Origin of the sequence: Collinsella sp. TM09-10AT (genome assembly GCF_003436275.1) — a bacterium.
GTDB lineage: Bacteria > Actinomycetota > Coriobacteriia > Coriobacteriales > Coriobacteriaceae > Collinsella.
Genome location: NZ_QSOP01000001.1, coordinates 105,179 through 122,381, shown reverse-complemented (window position 1 = coordinate 122,381; position 17,203 = coordinate 105,179). Strand labels below are relative to the sequence as shown.

Annotated in this window: 15 protein-coding genes; all 15 read right to left on the bottom strand. The window is 58.5% G+C overall.

Annotated features, from left to right (window positions below; translation table 11 throughout):
• Positions 1-80: 80 nt before the first annotated feature.
• Positions 81-1,217, bottom strand: coding sequence for a hypothetical protein (locus tag DXD77_RS10325; RefSeq protein ID WP_158548954.1), 1,137 nt, complete (start codon positions 1,215-1,217; stop codon positions 81-83).
• Between the two features lie 366 nt (positions 1,218-1,583).
• Positions 1,584-1,955 (bottom strand): serine O-acetyltransferase, encoded by a 372-nt coding sequence (locus DXD77_RS00525; protein ID WP_117564570.1) that lies wholly within the window; start codon positions 1,953-1,955, stop codon positions 1,584-1,586.
• A 151-nt stretch (positions 1,956-2,106) separates the two neighbouring features.
• A complete protein-coding gene (locus DXD77_RS00520) occupies positions 2,107-3,147 on the bottom strand; it encodes an NAD-dependent epimerase/dehydratase family protein (RefSeq protein WP_117564571.1) in 1,041 nt (346 codons plus the stop codon).
• A 66-nt stretch (positions 3,148-3,213) separates the two neighbouring features.
• A complete protein-coding gene (locus DXD77_RS00515; protein WP_117564572.1) occupies positions 3,214-4,680 on the bottom strand; it encodes a lipopolysaccharide biosynthesis protein in 1,467 nt (488 codons plus the stop codon).
• A gap of 84 nt (positions 4,681-4,764) precedes the next feature.
• On the bottom strand, positions 4,765-5,712 hold the full coding sequence (locus DXD77_RS00510) for an ATP-grasp fold amidoligase family protein (protein WP_117564573.1): 948 nt from the start codon (positions 5,710-5,712) through the stop codon (positions 4,765-4,767).
• 143 nt (positions 5,713-5,855) lie between these two features.
• A complete protein-coding gene (locus tag DXD77_RS00505) occupies positions 5,856-6,944 on the bottom strand; it encodes an EpsG family protein (protein ID WP_117647297.1) in 1,089 nt (362 codons plus the stop codon).
• A complete protein-coding gene (locus tag DXD77_RS00500; RefSeq protein ID WP_117564575.1) occupies positions 6,941-8,044 on the bottom strand; it encodes a glycosyltransferase family 1 protein in 1,104 nt (367 codons plus the stop codon). Before DXD77_RS00500 ends, DXD77_RS00505 begins: the two co-directional genes overlap by 4 nt.
• Complete coding sequence (locus tag DXD77_RS00495) at positions 8,041-8,991, bottom strand: D-glucuronyl C5-epimerase family protein (protein ID WP_117646550.1); 951 nt, start codon at positions 8,989-8,991, stop codon at positions 8,041-8,043. The genes DXD77_RS00500 and DXD77_RS00495 overlap by 4 nt, the downstream gene beginning before the upstream one ends.
• Positions 8,988-10,280, bottom strand: coding sequence for a glycosyltransferase (locus DXD77_RS00490; RefSeq protein ID WP_117647295.1), 1,293 nt, complete (start codon positions 10,278-10,280; stop codon positions 8,988-8,990). The genes DXD77_RS00495 and DXD77_RS00490 overlap by 4 nt, the downstream gene beginning before the upstream one ends.
• Before the next feature lie 5 nt (positions 10,281-10,285).
• A complete protein-coding gene (locus DXD77_RS00485; RefSeq protein WP_117564610.1) occupies positions 10,286-11,545 on the bottom strand; it encodes a nucleotide sugar dehydrogenase in 1,260 nt (419 codons plus the stop codon).
• Between the two features lie 55 nt (positions 11,546-11,600).
• The gene (locus DXD77_RS00480) at positions 11,601-12,518 is read right to left on the bottom strand and encodes a glycosyltransferase family 2 protein (RefSeq protein ID WP_117564578.1); all 918 of its coding nucleotides are present in this window, start codon (positions 12,516-12,518) and stop codon (positions 11,601-11,603) included.
• Positions 12,519-12,521: 3 nt separating this feature from the next.
• Positions 12,522-13,322 carry a sugar transferase gene (locus DXD77_RS00475; RefSeq protein ID WP_199407920.1) on the bottom strand — a complete coding sequence of 267 codons (801 nt, stop codon included), beginning with the start codon at positions 13,320-13,322 and terminating at the stop codon, positions 12,522-12,524.
• Between the two features lie 84 nt (positions 13,323-13,406).
• Positions 13,407-13,997: a hypothetical protein gene (locus tag DXD77_RS00470; protein ID WP_117564579.1), complete on the bottom strand. Its 591-nt coding sequence runs from the start codon at positions 13,995-13,997 to the stop codon at positions 13,407-13,409.
• 326 nt (positions 13,998-14,323) lie between these two features.
• Complete coding sequence (gene thrS / locus DXD77_RS00465) at positions 14,324-16,087, bottom strand: threonine--tRNA ligase (RefSeq protein WP_117564580.1); 1,764 nt, start codon at positions 16,085-16,087, stop codon at positions 14,324-14,326.
• A gap of 239 nt (positions 16,088-16,326) precedes the next feature.
• Entirely contained in the window at positions 16,327-16,758 is a 432-nt protein-coding gene (locus DXD77_RS00460) for a zinc ribbon domain-containing protein (protein WP_055251579.1), read from the bottom strand.
• Positions 16,759-17,203: the final 445 nt, after the last annotated feature.

Below are 17,203 nucleotides of genomic sequence, written 5' to 3'. Positions count from 1 at the left end.
CGCCGGCGTTTGCCGGCGCGCCCCTGCTATGCGTCATACACGTTGCAATTGCCCCTACCTAGAAGTGTATGGCAGTTCGATCAATCGCCTTTACGCTTTGGCCTACCTAGAACCGCAATCACGACGTTAACAAACACAAGCGCTGTTCCCAGCAGGAGTAGCGCCAAGGAGGCGGCGATCCAGTTGCTGTCGGCTGTCCTGGGGAGCGTGACGGTGGCAGCGCTGGCGGTCTTGGCCCTGGATGGCGCGGACGCCGCGGTCTTGACCACTGTCGTTTTGGTTGTCGTGGTCGTCTTGGGCGTCGCGGTCGCGGGCTTAAGGACGGGATCCGTCGCGGACCCGGCGCCGGGCCGCCCAACGGCAGGACCGGCACCACCGGCCGGCTCGCCCGCGCCACCGGGCTCCTCGCGCCCGTCGGTCTCCCCCGCCGGCGCCGTGGCGCCCTGGGGCTCAATCACCACATGCGGCGCCATGGACCCGGAGGCATCCACCGCGCCGCCGGCACCGAAGGCCCCGCCCGCAGGCGCCACGAACCGCGCGGACACGAGCGACCCGCCCGCGCATGCGACGCCGCCGTCGGCACCGGTCGCATCGAGCCGCGAGGTATCGACGGAAAGCCCGCGCCCGGCCGAATCGTCGCCTGCGCCCGCGTCCTGCAGGTACACGCCAAAAGCCTGCACGCCGGCGGCGGGCGCGGCACCGGCGGCGACGACGCGCCCGCCGCCGCGCACGGCCATGCGGGCGGCGATCACGCCGGCCACGGCCTCGTCCGTGACGCCGGCCCCGTCCGCCCGGGCATCGACGGCGCAGCCGTCCACCGCGAGCGCCCGCGAGACGTGGATCGCGCACTGCGAGCCCGAAGCCGCCAGGGACCCGGTGCCGCGAAGCGTCAGGCTGCCCCACACCTCCATGCCGCACTGCGCGATGTCCGCATCGGGCGCATGCGACTCGGTCACCGAGTTGCGCCCGGCAAGCGTCACGACCAGGTCGCCGTCGGCGCCGATGGCGTCGCCCGCGTAGCCGTCAAGCTCCAGGTGGCCGGCATCGGTCCAGGCCCAGCCGGGGCCCGACACGCCCGGCTCGCAGTACGTCGCGCCCGCGATGAACAGGCTCTCCGCGCCCGCGGCATAGGAAGGCCCGCCCAGCAAAACGCATAGGCAGGCCATGGCAGCGATCGCGATGTGATGACGGCTGGCGTGGGACTCGGCGGCAAACATACCCGCTCCGATCTTCGCAGGAGCCAATAGAATGTGCACCAGAAAATGCCCTGGTAGCGACAGTTATTAGTTTAGCGAGATCGATGCGGGGGCAAAGATAAATCGCGTGGGTAATGTCGACAATTAGGTGTAAATCGTTTTGCCAGTCGGTGAAAGGAGGAATGCAGGGTTATGCGTTAAGACGCGCTATCTTTGACACTCACGTTGCATATAGCTTCTGTGAATCTACTACCCGTTCCAGTTTGCTTCACCTTCCGCTCGCATCAGAGCGCGCCAAAGCTCACTGAGTCGCTAACTCGCTGTAATTAGCGAAGACGATCCCCCCCCCTCTATCCTGGATAAGACATGTAAAACCGATTTTATTATTCAGACCCTGTTGTTTATATATTCGTCTGTTGCCCCATCTCGAGAAATGATTTTGCATGGGTGCCCAATCACAATCGAATGGCTTGGTACGTCGCAGTTAACATAAGTGTTCGGTGCAACGAGAACGTCGTTGCCTAAACGAACGCCACCAACAATAGTTGAGTTGACACCAAGCCAAACGCAATCGCCAAGAACAGGCGCACCTTTTCGTTTGCCGCGGTTTTCCCGACCAATTGTCACACCTTTGTGCATATTGCAGTTGCGACCGATAACGGCATTCGGGTTTACCGTAATGCCAAAAGCGTGACCCAGATACAAGCCTTCGCCAATCGAGGTGGCAGGCGCGATCTCGAGACCATATTTGCAAGCCATCCTCTTTCGAAAAAGATGCCATAAAGGATTGTGCGAATTCTGGCACTTTCGAAGTAGCCAAACAAACCTCAAAGCATGGTTTGAGAGAATAGACCCCCCCCCAAAGCGAATACGGTCACTGCTGTATACATTCGACATTGCTATCACCCAGCTAATTCCCGTAGAACTCGCGATACCACTTCGCGAATTCACGAAGACCGTCCTCGAGCGGCGTTGCGGGTTTGTAACCAAAATCGCGCTCCAAGGCGCCAGTATCCGCATAGGTTACAGGCACGTCACCAGGCTGCATAGGAACGAGCTGCTTATGCGCCTCGAAATCGTAATCGGCGGGGAGCACGCCCTCCTCAACCAGCACACGCTGCAGGGTGTCCACGAAGTCCAGCAGGTTCTCGGGATTCGAATTGCCGATGTTATACACGCGATGAGCGGCAATTGGCAAACCATCAGCACCGATCTTGACCTCAGGAGCGCCGTCCATGACCCTGCGCACGCCCTCCACAATATCGTCCACGTACGTAAAGTCGCGCTTACAATCGCCCATGTTGAAAATCTTAATCGTATCGCCACGACGCAACTTCTCGGTGAAGCCGAAGTACGCCATGTCGGGCCTTCCCATGGGCCCGTACACCGTAAAGAAGCGCAGACCCGTGGCCGGGATGGAGTAGAGCTTGGAGTAGGCCGCGGCCATGAGTTCATTGCTCTTCTTGGTGGCAGCATACAAACTCACGGGGGAGTCTACGCGGTCCTCCTCGCTGAAGGGAACCTTCTCGTTGCCGCCATAAACCGAACTCGAACTCGCGTACACCAGGTGCTTCACCGGGTGATGACGGCATCCTTCCAAAATGTTAAAGAATCCAATCAGGTTCGAGTCGATGTAAGCCCTCGGGTTCTCAATGGAATACCGCACACCCGCCTGGGCGGCCAAGTTCACCACAACGTCGAAGCCGTTCTCAGCGAACAGGCGCTCTATCAACGCGGCATCGCACAGGTCGCCGCGCACGAAGGCGAAACGCCCCGCCTTGTCCACCTCCGCCAGCATTCGCAGGCGAGCCTCCTTGATGCCAGGGTCGTAGTAGCTGTTCACGTTGTCCAGACCGATGATCGCGTCGTCGGTGGTTTCGAGCAGCCGCTTCACCAGAAACGCCCCGATGAAGCCGGCGGCGCCAGTGACGAGGACTTTTCTATCCTGCATATATACCCCACTCTTTCGTTTTAAGGAAGTCCCGAGATGGAACTCCCAACAAGTTAATTACAGACCTCAAAACGTTTTAAAGCCGCCGCCCTTGACCAGCTTCAGCAGCACCCTCCTACTCTTGGGCAAAGCAAAGCAAATCGCGAAATAGACAACGACGCACCCTACAATGTCCAACCCGACGCCAAGCCAGTTGCTAGATGCGAGTCCATACGTCACCCATGCAAATGCGCACATCATCGATGTGCAGAAAATGGGCTCCTTGAGCGACAACATAGTGCGCCCAAACGAAAGGCCAACCACGAAATATGTGACCACTTGGTTGATAGCAATCAAAAGGATTCTCAATCCCGCATCAGCCCACACGACGGCATCGAACCCTTGCATAGCCGCCACGGTCATAAGCGGCGTCATCAACACGAGGTACATCACCTGCACAAGCGTAGACACGCGCGGTTTACCAAGAGAGCGATACATCTCGCTGCTGTAGTATGAGAGCAGCACCATCGGCCCCTGCACCAGCCCATACAACCCGAACATGAGCGTCGCCTCGCCCCACTGATCGCCGAGCAACAGGGCCACCAAAGGCTCGCGGAATACGAAGATACCCGCAGACAACGGCAACAGGAACAATGCCACCATGAACTGGAAGCGTCGCAGATAAGCAACGTATTCTTCCCGATCAAACTGAAGGCGCGAAAGTGACGAGAACAAGATGGGCGTCGTAGCGTTCGTGATAATCCCGAAGCACCCGCTCACAAAGGTGACTGGCGTCTTGTAATATCCCAACTCAGCCGCACCCAGGAAATGCCCCACGATAAAGGTGCCCGCCCAAGAGGAAAGCCATATGGTGAACGACTCCAAAAGCGTCCATCCGCTGAATGAGAACATAGCCTTCAGCATGTTGAAGGAGTAGAAAAAACGCGGCTTCCACTCAGACAGCAGAGTCAGCCCCACTGCATTTACAATATTCGCCGCCAAAGTGCCAACGATAAGCGACCAGTAACCAAATCCCATAAACGCCAGTACAAGCGTCGAGCCGAAGTTAAGTAAGGTCGACGTCAGTCTCACCGGCATAAGCGACTTGAAATCGAGATTACGGTGGAACAACGCCATCTGAATGCTCGAAAACGACGTCAACGGGAGAGAGAGGCAGGCCACGGCCAAGGGAAAGCCCAGCGACGGATTGCCCACGAAGGTGGCCACCGGATCGTTGAATATGGCAATGAGACACCACAGGACCACCGATATGCCGAAGTTCGTCCAAAAGGCCACGTTAGCGTTGGCATGCAGGTCTTTTTTGTCTCGGAAGCTGTGTTGCACCAGGTACTTCTGGAACCCGGCGTCCGCGAACATGTCGGCAAAGCTCACTACCATGGTGACGGTCGCCACCATGCCAAACGCCTCTGGCGCCAGCAGCCTCGCTAAGACGAGCTGCGAGATAGGCGAGATGATTTTGGCGATAATCTCGGTTGCCAGAGACCACTTTGCCGCGCTTGCCGACCTCGCCCGGAGGTCTTTTGTGTCGGACATACTAAACCTCCATGAAGAAACGCCGGAGCGCGCTTACTGGCTGATTATCCATGCGCACGCACTGAATGCAGCTTTCGTTTGCCATCATTCCTCGTTTTCACGTTGGGGCAAAGAAACCATTTGCCCCAACGTCCTCTCCGCCTCAGCGGGGCTGAAAGGCGTAAACCCGCCCCACGGGTAGAAAGTCAGCTCGCCGACGAGAACGCGCCCCTTGCAGATGAAGAGGTCGACCCTCAAGAAAGGTACACCGTCACTCAGTTTCCTTGATAGCTCGAGCATCTCGCTGAGCTGCTCCGGGGCAGGGATCGTCTCTTCGGAACTCGCGTATCCCATCGCCAAAGGCAGCAGATTCCACTCAGTGTCGTAGAAATCGTTGTACCTCTTCTCAGAATCGTTCTTGTCCCCGTGACAATAAGAAATCAGCCGGGGTTCCCCGTCAAAGCAGAAGAAGTCGAACTCGTCGATGCCTTCCCAGTTATCGTCTTCATCACGGGCATTATCGCCCTCGCTCTCCAAGAACTCCTCGGCGAACACGACGGGCTTCACGTTCTTGTAAGGCCATTCCCTGCACCCGTAAAAATAATTCTGCTTCAAATGACCCCGAAAAAAGTCCTTGGCACTGTTGAGATCGAAGTGTCCCTTGTCAGTGCAGATGAGCACGCCGCCGCAGTCGTGGTTCGTTTTGAGTACGAACTTCTCCGGTAGCCCACTCACATCGATGTCATCAGCGGAATTCCAGGCGCCCAACGTCTTGACCACGTGCTCGGAGCCCACACGCGAGGCAATGAGGTCCTTAGCGCGGTACTTGTCGACCATGGTCGTGTACGCAGGGTTGTGATCGTTAAGCTTCAGCCACTGCATCTTCTCAGTGAAGGTCACCGGCGAGTCTATGCTAGGCCACATGCCCAACTTGGCGCGATGCATCAATCGAAGGTGCGTCCTGTCGGAAACCCATTTCGTTAGACCCTTCGACGTAAAGGCACAGTAGGCCATCCACGGGTCACTTAGGTATTTTTTAATTTTGCTTTCCATATATACAATTTCCTTAAGTCCGAGCTTAAACAAAGCGTTTTACTTTTTAATTCTCTGCGCTACACATGGAACAAGCCCTGGGCGTATGCAAACCACCAACGTAGACTTTGCTCGTATATGCCCGAAACGGTTTCGGGCACTATTTACCCCATCCAGACGAACGAATAAGACTCGATACCAAGCCCGGTATGAAGCAGATAGGCATAAAAGGCGTAGAAAAGGAACCAGACAACTAGAAAACAGCCAAGACAAAAACGGGCTTTTATTTTCCGAGCGTCCTTCACGAAGCCTCCGAAAATCACAGGGCCTAATACGGTGAAGTAATAGGCTATGCGGCCGGCGTTGGCAATCACATAAGAGGACGCCGAAGCCAAAATGCCTAAAGCGTAAAACACGAGCGGCATCCGGTTGGCTTTGAGCCGCGACGTTCCGTCGCTCTCAACCGGGGCAACATTCGCAGTTTCGCGGCTGACGAAATATGCGATCGCGAGGACGGTCGCCTGCGCAAAAACCATCAACCCGATGCTCGATTCGTTCACGGAGTAACGCGCATACCGGTCGACGAGCTTAGAGCCCGCATAAGCTGCCAGGAACAGCAGGGCAACCGATGCAAGCATCTTCGCGGCGAACTGCGATCGGCTCTTGCTTTTGTTGGAAAATAGGTAGTAGATGAGGAATAGGCCCCCTATCAGGGCGGACGCGTGCAAAAGAGCGCCAACAGCCCACCAAGCGCAAAAAAGCAACGGCTTATTCTGTTCTAAAAACCTGGTTGCGTAGAAAACCAGCGAGACTGCAATCATCTGGCACGTCAGACACATAGACAGCGGGAACACCGTTGCCGTATAGACGAACATCGCAAACGAGAGCGATGCCGTTCGTCTAAAATCCCAAAGCCTGAAAGCAAAAAAGGCGTTGGTGATCAGCGACTCGACGACGAGCAAGAACGAGTAATTGTTACAGATATGGAGCACCGCACTTGTGAAGACACCGTACGGAACGCTGAACGTATGGTTCCACATCGTGGTCCCATACGCGTAGAAGTACTCGATTCCCTCTTTATAACCCAGGGTATCCTGCCCAACCGCATACGACCTCAAGCCCCCGATGGCGGTAAGAAGAACCACGGCAGCGACCAGCCCAGCCTTACTCTTGCCGTTTTCCGACATGCGCGCAAGCGCCGCTGAAAGCAAAACGACAAGAAAGTAGAAAAGCGATGTTTCGATAAAGTTCATCCGAATACCAGCCTCACGAAACCGGGAAGCTCCGAATTGATTTCATAGCCCGAGCCTTTCAAATCCCTCGCACTGGCGCTTGACCCTATGCGATCCGCGGAGAGCGCGGCGTCGGCCCATTCGTCCAGAGCGTCGCCCAGACTTTTGTAAACGACGTTCTCGCAAATGCCAACCTCCCGCGTGATGGAGTCGCTAATCACGCAAGGGAGTCCGTTTGCCTGCGCCTCGACGACGACGTTCGGCAGGCCTTCGTAGACAGAGGGGAAGATGAAGACGTCCATAGCCGAATAGAGACGGCGGACATCGCTCCTAACCCCGGCAAACACCACCCTATCGGTCAATCCGAGCTCGGCAACGCGCCTCTCAACGGCCGTGCGTGTCTCGCCTTTGCCGACGAGAATGAGGACGGCGTCTGGCCTTCTCCGGGCGATTTCAGCAAAAACATCGACAAGGAAGAGGTGGTTCTTCTGCTCACTGAACCTCCCGACGTGCCCGACGACATAGGACTCGGCAGGAACGCCCAGTTCGCGCTTAACATCGTCCCGTGTCGAAGCGTCATAGGCGTAGTCCTCGAGGTTGAGCGCGTTCTTCATGAGATGGAAACGCGGCCCCGATACCCCCGCCTTGCCGAACATGTAGACGCCCGCCTCGGTAGACGGGGCGGCGAAGTCGGTCGCCGCAACCCTGACAAGGGGCTTGAAAAGATTGTGCAGCAGGGTCTCCTTTTTGCTGTTCGAAACTGTACCCGTGTTGCTTGACCTGAATATGGTTCTGGACACGCCTCCGAATCTCATGGCGAGCAAATCAAGACAGGAAAGGCTGTGCTGAGACGACCTGACAGCACAGCAATAACCGCCGTCCCGGGCTATCTGCATGAGCCGCTTGAACGATGCGACCGGCCCGGCCTCGGTCTTCTTGACTGTGTGCACAATTCTGCCGCCCATCGACTCGATTTCGGCGTCGTAAAAGCCCGGCACGTCGGACGACACACAGAAGTCGAGCTGATAGCGCGACTTGTCCAAAGCCCGGTAATACTTCATGAATACCGTCTCGGCCCCGCCGGTGTCCATCGAGGTCACGATATAGAGGGCCTTCTTCATTGGACGATCACCGCATCGGATTTCTCGATCAGCTTCTGCAGCGCCTTTTTAGCAATCGCCTTCCTGCGGTTGGCCGGAGATTCCTGATAGCGCTCGTATACCTCGGCCTTCACCGCGAACCTTGCGTCGCCTGAAAGATCCGCCATTGCGCGGAGCTGCGCTATATGTAGATGATGGTAGGCGGGAGAGGCGATATGCTTTTCCATGTCGTAATAAGACCAGAAGCCGGCGTCGTAGTCATCCAAATGGCAAGCCAACGTCTCCGCAGAGTGCTTGAATGGCCCGGCGAAGCGCGCGTCGACCAACGATGCGTCATAGAGACCGAAAAGGCTAAACACCCAACCGTTCATGACACTGCGCCTGGGGCGTTGAGGGTACTCCTCCAGGAACAGTTCTCCCCCGTCATGCGACGACACGCCGCCATTGTCCATGTCGATAAGCATGAACTCGGCAGCTTTCAGCGCCGCAACTCTATAGCACTCGTCCCCGAAAGCCGCATGGGCCCTCAGCAGCATCGAGCACCCCTCGCCTTGGGCCATCGAGGAGACGGAGTACTTAGCGCTGCCTATCGGACCAAATGCGTCCCAAGAGCCGTCATCCCGCTGGGCGCCGATCGCCCAATCCGAGCATACCCTTAGTGCGTCGAGAAAGCGCTCAACTTCATCCGACCTGAGAATGCTCAAGTCGTAACAGCCCAAACCGTATTGGAAAATGGCGATGGGGAAATGCACCCGCGCCCCACCGGCGATGACGCTAACAGGGACACCGCCCTCGTCGAGCAGAGTACTGCCAGTGACCTTGCCGGTCAAATCGTTGTAGTACCCGGACAACTGTCCGACATTATAGGCCCTGCCCAAGCTCTGCTCTACGGCCACAGCCGTCTTGCCAGTGAGCATTTTGCTCCACCTTTTGAGCATGGTCATCTTCTGCGCAATCTGGCCCATCATTCACCTTCGTTTCTGTAATCGACTCCGAGCGAGCGCACAAGCCCCTCCACGTTGGCCTCCAAACGGAAGTCCCTCTCCCAAACGGCCCTTGCAGCGCGCCTCATAGAAGACCCTTCGGCCTTGCCCAAAAAGACGAATCGCTTTATGGCCGCGGCGACATCTTCCGGTCCACAGTCACTAGGTAGGAGAAAGCCGTTGACGCCATCGCTTACTATCTCGTGGGTTCCGCCAACGTCCGTGGCGATGACGGGAATGCCGAATCCGCAGGCCTCCATGATCGAAAGCGGCAGGCCCTCGCTTGACGAGACGTTCACGAAGACGTCGAAATGCTTCGCTGCGTACTCCCCCAAAAGCGCGTCGTTCGGCAAAGCCCCCGCGAACTTCGCGGTGGAGTGCGTCAGCAACGAGCAGGCGGCCCTCGCCTCCTCGAGCTGTGGGCCGTCGCCGTAATGGGTCCATTCGACGCGAAGCCCTTCGGCATCAAGAAGGGTGACAGCCTTAGCAAGAAGAGGCACGCGCTTAACGTCGACAATACGCGAGCACGAGACGACCCGCAACGGGCAGGTCAACGGCTCGCCGGACTTGTCTGGCATCTCCCGCGTTCCGAGATAGGAGGTCGTCACCTTGCCCTCATGGCCCGGCCAGTTCGCGTTTATGTATTCCTCCCCGTCTTTCGAGCAGGGAAGCACTCCGGAAAGCTTGGATAGGAGGTATCCCCGGAAGGGCAAATAATGCACATGGGTACGATCTGCATACAGATCGTACCCATGTGCACGCGCAACGGCGCGTGCACATGGGTACGTGCCGGTCAGCCAAGCAGCGACCAAAGCGGTGTCGTAAAGCCAAAAGCTGTATATGTGCGTGGGCTCAAAGCCAAAGCGGACCAGTTCCTCCGCAAGCACGTCCGCCTTTGCCTTCGCCCTCGCGGCAAAGTAGCCCCGAAACACGCGCTTTCCGATTCCATGAACGGATTCTGTGGCATAGGCCTCACGAACGTCCGCACCGCCCAAAAGGGGAAACGCGATCCCTTTGACTGCAAGCAAAGCCTTGTCCTTGGAGGTATTACCGCAACCCAAGGCCAGGGGCGTCACATTGCCCGGCAGCGCGCAGGTGGGCGCGTCACCCGGCTGCGCCTCGGTCCCCACGGCGAGCACCTCGTCGAAATAGGTCGAAAGAACGCCTATCTCGTTCTCGAGATAGGACTCAGCGGCGACCTCGCCGCGGTTAAAGGGGAACCTCCTCGTCAGAAGGAGCAGCCGTCTCTTTTTTTTATCAGCAGTAATCGCCACAAATACTAATCCCTCTTGAATAGGTCGCGGGTATACACCTTGCCGGCAACATCGGCCAGATCGTCGCTCCACCGGTTGGCAATGATCACGTCGCACTCGGCCTTGAACCTCTCAAGGTCATGCGTCACCTCGGAACCGAAGAATTCCGGCGCGTCCAGCGTTGGCTCGTAGACAACGACCGGCACTCCCTTGGCCTTCACGCGCTTCATAACGCCCTGGATGGAACTGGCGCGGAAATTGTCGGAGTTCGACTTCATGGTCAGGCGGTACACGCCCGCCACGGGCTTCTCCTTGCCTTCGTATACCTTGTCCCACAGCAGTTGCAGTACCTCGTCTGCAATGTAGTCCTTGCGAGTGCGGTTGGCATCGACGATGGCCTCGATAAGGTTCTGAGGCACGTCCTTATAGTTGGCCAGCAACTGCTTGGTGTCCTTGGGCAGGCAGTAGCCGCCGTAGCCGAAGGAGGGGTTGTTGTAGTGGGAGCCAATGCGGGGCTCTAGGCACACGCCATCGATGACGTCCTTGGTGTTGAGTCCCCTCATCTCGCAGTAAGTGTCCAGCTCATTGAAGTACGCCACGCGAAGTGCCAGGTAGGTGTTGGCGAACAGCTTCACGGCCTCCGCCTCGGTGGTACCAAGAACGAGCTGCGGGATGCCCGTCGTGCCATCAGGGTTGGTGCGCTCAAGCTCGGCGGGGCCGACGCCTTGGGCGAGCAGCCCAGCAAACGTCTTTGCGGCCTTCACAGCTTCCTCGTCGTCCTTGGGCGCGCCCACAACGATGCGGCTAGGGTGCAAATTATCGTAGAGCGCCTTGCTCTCTCGAAGGAACTCGGGGCTGAAGATGATGCGGCTGTCGCCAAGCGTCTCGCGAAGCGACGAAGTGTAACCCACAGGGATGGTCGACTTGATGACAATCCAGGCCGTCGGGTTCACCGAGCGGATTGCCGAAATTGCGGCTTCAACAGACGAGGTGTCGAAAAAGTTGCGGTCCGAGTCGTAGTTCGTTGGCGTGGCCACGATGGCGAAATCCGCGCCTGTATAGGCCTCGGCGACGTCCACGGTTGCATGCAGGTCGAGCTTCCTCGTGCCCGCCTTAGCCTCGGCCAGGAAGAGCTCAATCTCGTCGTCCTGGATGGGCGACTGAAAAGCGTTAATCTTCTCTACCTTCTCAGAGACGATGTCGAGCGCGCGCACCTCGTTGTGCTGCGAGAGCAGAACGGCCAACGAGAGCCCCACATAGCCGGTGCCGGCGACTGCTATCTTCATTTTTTCGGACATATCATTCAACCTTTCGTTAAGAGCAGGCACACATATGAAATAGTTAGGATTTCGCCTTGCCGAAGAACTTCAGCGCCTCAGAGACGCAGGCGGCGGGCGATGAGGCAATGGCCTTTAAGGCGTAAATCACAGCCTGGCCTGGCTGGTTGCTGCGCTTCATAGCGAAGGCGAGCACGGCGTTGTGGCGAAATTCGATGTAGCGCACATCCTTCTTGCTGAGGCGCGGGTAGTAGCCGCGCACCACCTCGTGCCTTGCGACCTCGCCGTTTACCTTGTTCTTGCCAAGCGAGAGCCTCTCGCCGGAATGGAGGTACTGCCTCACGTGCACCTCGGGCATGTAGCCCATGTGGGCGCCAGCCTCTATGCAGCGCAGCATCAGCCACCAGTCTTGGCCGGTCGCCACCTCGCCGAAACCCTCAGTGCGGTCGAACAGGTCGCGCCTGAGCATATAGATGGCCGTTGGGCTTATCGGCGTTAGGAGGTGCGCGCGCAGCAGACCCTCGGTGGAGAAGTCCTCGCAATGGTCGAGCCTGCGGTGCTCCACAAGCCGGCCACGTTCGTCATACCACGAGACATCCTGCCAGCTCATGTCGAGGGAGTTTTCCTGCATGAAGGCGACCTGGGTGGACACCTTGTCAGGCAGGAACTCGTCGTCATCGTCGAGGAACGTGAGGTACTCGCCCGTCGCCTGGCGGCAGGCGTAGTTGCGCGCCGCCCCGCCGCCGGTCTGGCCGGAGGTGTGCAGCAGCCTAAAGTGCGGAAGGCTCGCGGCATAGGGGGCGACCGCCGCGTCAGTCTCGGCGCTTTCCGGCCACTCCGGCCGATTGTCGCTCACTACAATCAGTTCGATGTTCTCCGCGCCGTAGTCCTGCGCGGCGATTGAGTCCAGGGCCACGCGAATCCTGTCAGAGCGCTTGTAGGTCGGCACCACGATCGAGACGAGGGGTTTGTCAGCACTCATGCGCTACCTCCCCGTCTTCTTCTTGCCGAACATGACGCCAAAGGTCTTGAAGAAGACCTTCCAGTCTGCCTTGAGGCTGGCACCCTTCGCGTAGGCAAGCTCGAACTCCTGGCGCAGGCCGTTCTCGAAGGTCGCGAGGTTGCGCGGGCCCGACTGCCAGGCACCGGTAATGCCCTGCGGGACGGCAAGCACCTGCACCTGTTGCTCGTGCGTAAAGTTCCCGAGCTCCTCGTAGGTGATGGCGCGAGGGCCGATGACGGAGAGCTGGCCCGCGAGCACGTTGAAGAACTGGGGCAGCTCGTCCAGGGAAGTCTTGCGCAGGACGCGGCCTAGCTTGGTGATGCGGGGATCGTTTGTGACCTTCCGCTCGCGGTGCCACTCCTCGATCTGCTCGGGGCTGAGGTACTTCTCCACGTCGTTGGCGTCGGCGACCATGGAGCGGAACTTGAGCACGCGGATGGGGCGACCGAAGCGCCCCGCGCGCTCGTGAGCGTAGATGGGTGCGCCCTTGGTATCGGCCGCAATGAACGCACAGAGCACCGCGCCAGGGATGAGCCCCACGACGCAGACGCACGCGCTGAACGCGATGTCGAAGGTGCGCTTGACGAAGCGGTAGCCAAGCGACCTCGTGTCGAGCGCGCGGGACTCTGCGGCAAACTCGGGCGAGCCTGGGAGGCTCATCGTGCCCGTGCTTGCAGCGGATCCGGCACCGGCGCCCGCCGCGCTCTCGCGCCGGTCCATGGCCTGAGCAATGAGCGCCGCGCCCACGGGCGCATTATCCTCTGTTACTTCTTTAGTAGTCACAATAAAAATTTCGTTCCTGTCCCCAGGAACCCCCCCCAATCCACAAATTCAAAAACCAAATAAATTGCCGGCGTAACGTCTTCCTTACGTTTTGCTCGGCACGTCTAACGGAAGCAGCTCCCTAAATGCGGAGTCGCCTTCGCCCACGTCCACCAGGCACCAGCGCTTGTGACGGTCGATCTTTTTTACGTGGGCCTCTTGCCCCACAAGTGGGCCCTGCTCTATGTGCAGCACACCGTCTTCAATGCGCGCAACGCTGTTGCGCACCACGCCGTCGTCGTCGAGCACGCTGCGGTACCAGTCCCGCGCATCGTCCGGCATGGGCGCATAGGCCCGCTCCCTGCTGCCGGCGATGCGGCAGCCAAAGCTCAACTGAGCCAAAGCCCTATCGAGCGCTGCGGCATCGTGCGTGGCGACGAAGAAATATTCCTTGTACATGGGTTTGGTTTGGAGCGACCATGCGCCGTCCCGCTTAAACCAGAACTCCTTTTGCATCACAAAAGCGTCCTGCATAAGGTTGTGCGGGATAATGCAGCGGACCTTTTCGCAGATCTCGCGCTCTTTTCCATTGGGGGTGTGGACCAGATACCAGCGGACGCGGCCGTGCTGGCTGTTGGTGGTGGCGCCGTTAAATGCGCCCGGCAGCTGCTCTTGGCGCCGTGCCGTCTGTTCCATGTTCTCGCCCCCTCTTTTTGGCTTTGCGATGCACGCAAATGCAGGGGCGTTTAGAACAGGCTTCTCGCTCGCAGCTAGGCGCAGTCGCAAAAGTACAGGTTTTTGTATCTTTCGACAGACGACATTATACGAGCAATTAATCAGCGTTTGCCCAGATTACGCAAAATGTACTGCTAGTAGGTACATCTCCATACCCCTCTATATAAACCTGTACCTTTTTGTGCAACAAAAAAAGCCGCTCAACCAGCGGCTTTTCTTATTTCGGCATGAAAAAGGCGACCGCCCTGTGTAGACGGTCGCCTTTGTTAATTGTTGTGAAGTTTGCCTTAGGCGCGAGTCTTGATCTCCTCGAGCACCTTCGCAACAAACTCGTCAACGCTCATCTGAACGGTCTCGTTGGAGCGATCGCGGACGGAGATGTTGCCGGCCTCGACCTCCTTCTCGCCCAGAATGAGCATGTAGGGCACGCGGTCGATGCTGCGGGCCTCGCGGATCTTGTAGCCGATCTTCTCGTCGCGGTCGTCGCAGACCACGCGAATGCCGGCCTCCTCCAGCTTGGCACACACCTCGTGGGCGTAGTCGCGGCTCTTCTCGGAGACAGGAAGCGCTTTGACCTGCACGGGAGCCAGCCAGGTGGGGAACTTGCCCGCAAAGTGCTCAATCAGAATACCAATGAAGCGCTCGATGGAGCCAAAGCATACGCGGTGCAGCATGATGGGGCGCTTCTTGGTGCCGTCGGCGTCCACGTACTCAAGATCAAAGTTGAGCGGCATCTGGAAGTCGAGCTGGACGGTGCCGCACTGCCAGGTACGTCCGAGCGAGTCCTCCAGGTGGAAGTCGATCTTGGGGCCGTAGAAGGCGCCATCGCCCTCGTTGACCTCGTAGTCCATGCCCAGCTTCTCCAGAGCGGTGCGCAGGCCCTCCTCAGCGCGTGCCCAGTCCTCGTCGGAACCCATGGAGTCCTCGGGGCGGGTGGAAAGCTCAACATGATACTTAAAGCCAAACTTTTGGTACACGGAGTCGATGAGGTTGACCACGCCCACGATCTCGTCGGTCAGCTGGTCGGGACGCACAAACAGGTGGGCGTCGTCCTGGTTAAAGCAGCGCACGCGGAACAGGCCATGCAGGGCGCCGCGCAGCTCGTGGCGGTGCACCAGGCCAATCTCGCCGGCGCGGATGGGCAGCTCGCGGTAGGAGTGCGGCTTGGAGGCGTACACCAGCACGCCGCCCGGGCAGTTCATGGGCTTAATGCAGTACTCTTCGTCGTCGATGACAGTGGAGTACATGTTGTCCTTGTAGTGGTCCCAGTGGCCCGAGGTCTTCCACAGCTGCTTGTTCATGATAAGCGGCGTGGAGATCTCCACGTAGCCGGCCTTGTGGTGGATCTCGCGCCAGTAGTCCAGCAGCGTGTTCTTAAGGATCATGCCGTTAGGCAGGAAGAACGGGAAGCCGGGGGCCTCGTCGCGCATCATAAAGAGGTCCATCTCGCGGCCGATCTTGCGGTGGTCGCGCTTCTTGGCCTCCTCCAGCATGTGCATGTGCTCGTCGAGCTCTTCCTTGGTGGCAAAGGCGACGCCGTTGATGCGGGTGAGCATCTTGTTGTCCTTGTCGCCCTTCCAGTAAGCGCCCGAGACGCCGGTAAGCTTAAAGGCCTTCAGCGCCTTGGTGTAGCAGATATGGGGGCCGACGCACATGTCGATGTAGTCGCCCTGCTGGTAGAAGGTGATACGGGCGTCGTCGTCCAGGTCGCCGATGTGCTCGACCTTGTACTTCTCGCCGCGCTCCTCCATAAGGGCGATGGCCTCGGCGCGGGGCTTCTCAAAGACGGTGAACTTGAGGTTCTCCTTGACGATCTTTTTCATCTCGGCCTCGATCGCGGGGAAGTCGTCCTCGCTGATCTTGACGCCCTCGGGCAGGTCGACGTCGTAGTAAAAACCGTTGTCGGTCGCGGGACCGTAGGCAAAATCGGCCTGGGGGTACAGGCGCTTGATGGCCTGCGCCATGATGTGCGCGGCGGAGTGGCGGATGACGTGCGTGACCTCGTCCTGCGGGAGCTCGGCCACCGAACCGTCATTGTAGAGTGCCTTCATGGGTATGTTTTCTCCTCTCGGATGCCTGATGCAAGTGCGTGCGATGCGCTCGGCGTTTTTGACTTGCATCATTATAGGCAGGTTGCCTTGGTATACAAGCGCCCGCCGCACCTTAATGGCACGGCGGGCGATTTTCTACGCATGCTTCATCGTGTGGGGCGGCGCGGGGCGCGTGGCGGCCGTGGGATGCGCGGGGTGCGCGGAGCCCGTGGCTTACGGCCGGCCCGGCGATGGATGCGTTACTGGATGCGAGTTCGGCAGTAGGGGCAGACCTTCCAGTGCGCATCGAGCGGGCGATGGCAGCTGGGGCAGACGTTGCGAACCTGAGTGTCGCACACCGGGCAGACGACAAAGTCCTTCTCGATGGGGGCGCCGCACTGCGGGCAGGTGCCGTACTGGGCAAGCTGGCGTTCGCGCAGGGCCATATCCAGCTCCTGCTCCTCGCGGTCGGACGCGTAGGAGTGCGGGCGCAGGACCAGGTAGGCGATGAGGCCTACAAACGGGATGAGGGCAATGATGCCCCATGCCACGTAGGCGCTGGCGCCGCGGCGGCGGGCATCGATGAACACATAGACGACCGACAGCACATACAGGGCGATGATAAAGCCAACGAAGGCATAGACGACGCCCATAAGCTGCGGCGACATGAGCTCGGAGATGTACTTGGACATTACGGGTACCTTTCGGATTATTTACAGTCCAGTCAAGTTTACCACGGGGTTTGTTTATATGGGACTACGGCTGGGTACGGGGCTGGCGCGGACACAAACATCTCAATCTGTAACAGGTGGGAGCGGAATCCGGGTCTAGACGTTACAGATCGAGACACAGGGGTCCCTCCCAGACTTCAATCTCGATCTGTAACATCTTGGGCCCCAAAACCCCTCTTACTGTTACAGATCGAGACATTCAAAATCCGCCTGAAGGTTTGTCTCGATCTGTAACATCTAGAACCCAAATCATCAGCTAACTGTTACAGATCGAGACGAAAGGTTGCCGTAGTTGTCGGCGGACGAGGTTGTCGACGTTGCCGCGTCTCCCCTCTTCTGCCGTTGGCGGGTGTTGCGGGGCTGTTCACCGCATTGCCGCCGCGCTGGGGGTGTGCAGACCGTAGGA

What these genes read in the sequence shown, in the direction of transcription:
- DXD77_RS00480 (WP_117564578.1), bottom strand. Translation starts at nt 12,518, where the DNA reads ATGAGTGCTGACAAACCCCTCGTCTCGATCGTGGTGCCGACCTACAAG.
- DXD77_RS10325 (WP_158548954.1), bottom strand. Translation starts at nt 1,217, where the DNA reads ATGTTTGCCGCCGAGTCCCACGCCAGCCGTCATCACATCGCGATCGCT.
- DXD77_RS00485 (WP_117564610.1), bottom strand. Translation starts at nt 11,545, where the DNA reads ATGAAGATAGCAGTCGCCGGCACCGGCTATGTGGGGCTCTCGTTGGCC.
- DXD77_RS00470 (WP_117564579.1), bottom strand. Translation starts at nt 13,997, where the DNA reads ATGGAACAGACGGCACGGCGCCAAGAGCAGCTGCCGGGCGCATTTAAC.
- thrS (WP_117564580.1), bottom strand. Translation starts at nt 16,087, where the DNA reads ATGAAGGCACTCTACAATGACGGTTCGGTGGCCGAGCTCCCGCAGGAC.
- DXD77_RS00520 (WP_117564571.1), bottom strand. Translation starts at nt 3,147, where the DNA reads ATGCAGGATAGAAAAGTCCTCGTCACTGGCGCCGCCGGCTTCATCGGG.
- DXD77_RS00495 (WP_117646550.1), bottom strand. Translation starts at nt 8,991, where the DNA reads ATGATGGGCCAGATTGCGCAGAAGATGACCATGCTCAAAAGGTGGAGC.
- DXD77_RS00515 (WP_117564572.1), bottom strand. Translation starts at nt 4,680, where the DNA reads ATGTCCGACACAAAAGACCTCCGGGCGAGGTCGGCAAGCGCGGCAAAG.
- DXD77_RS00460 (WP_055251579.1), bottom strand. Translation starts at nt 16,758, where the DNA reads ATGTCCAAGTACATCTCCGAGCTCATGTCGCCGCAGCTTATGGGCGTC.
- DXD77_RS00500 (WP_117564575.1), bottom strand. Translation starts at nt 8,044, where the DNA reads ATGAAGAAGGCCCTCTATATCGTGACCTCGATGGACACCGGCGGGGCC.
- DXD77_RS00505 (WP_117647297.1), bottom strand. Translation starts at nt 6,944, where the DNA reads ATGAACTTTATCGAAACATCGCTTTTCTACTTTCTTGTCGTTTTGCTT.
- DXD77_RS00525 (WP_117564570.1), bottom strand. Translation starts at nt 1,955, where the DNA reads ATGGCTTGCAAATATGGTCTCGAGATCGCGCCTGCCACCTCGATTGGC.
- DXD77_RS00510 (WP_117564573.1), bottom strand. Translation starts at nt 5,712, where the DNA reads ATGGAAAGCAAAATTAAAAAATACCTAAGTGACCCGTGGATGGCCTAC.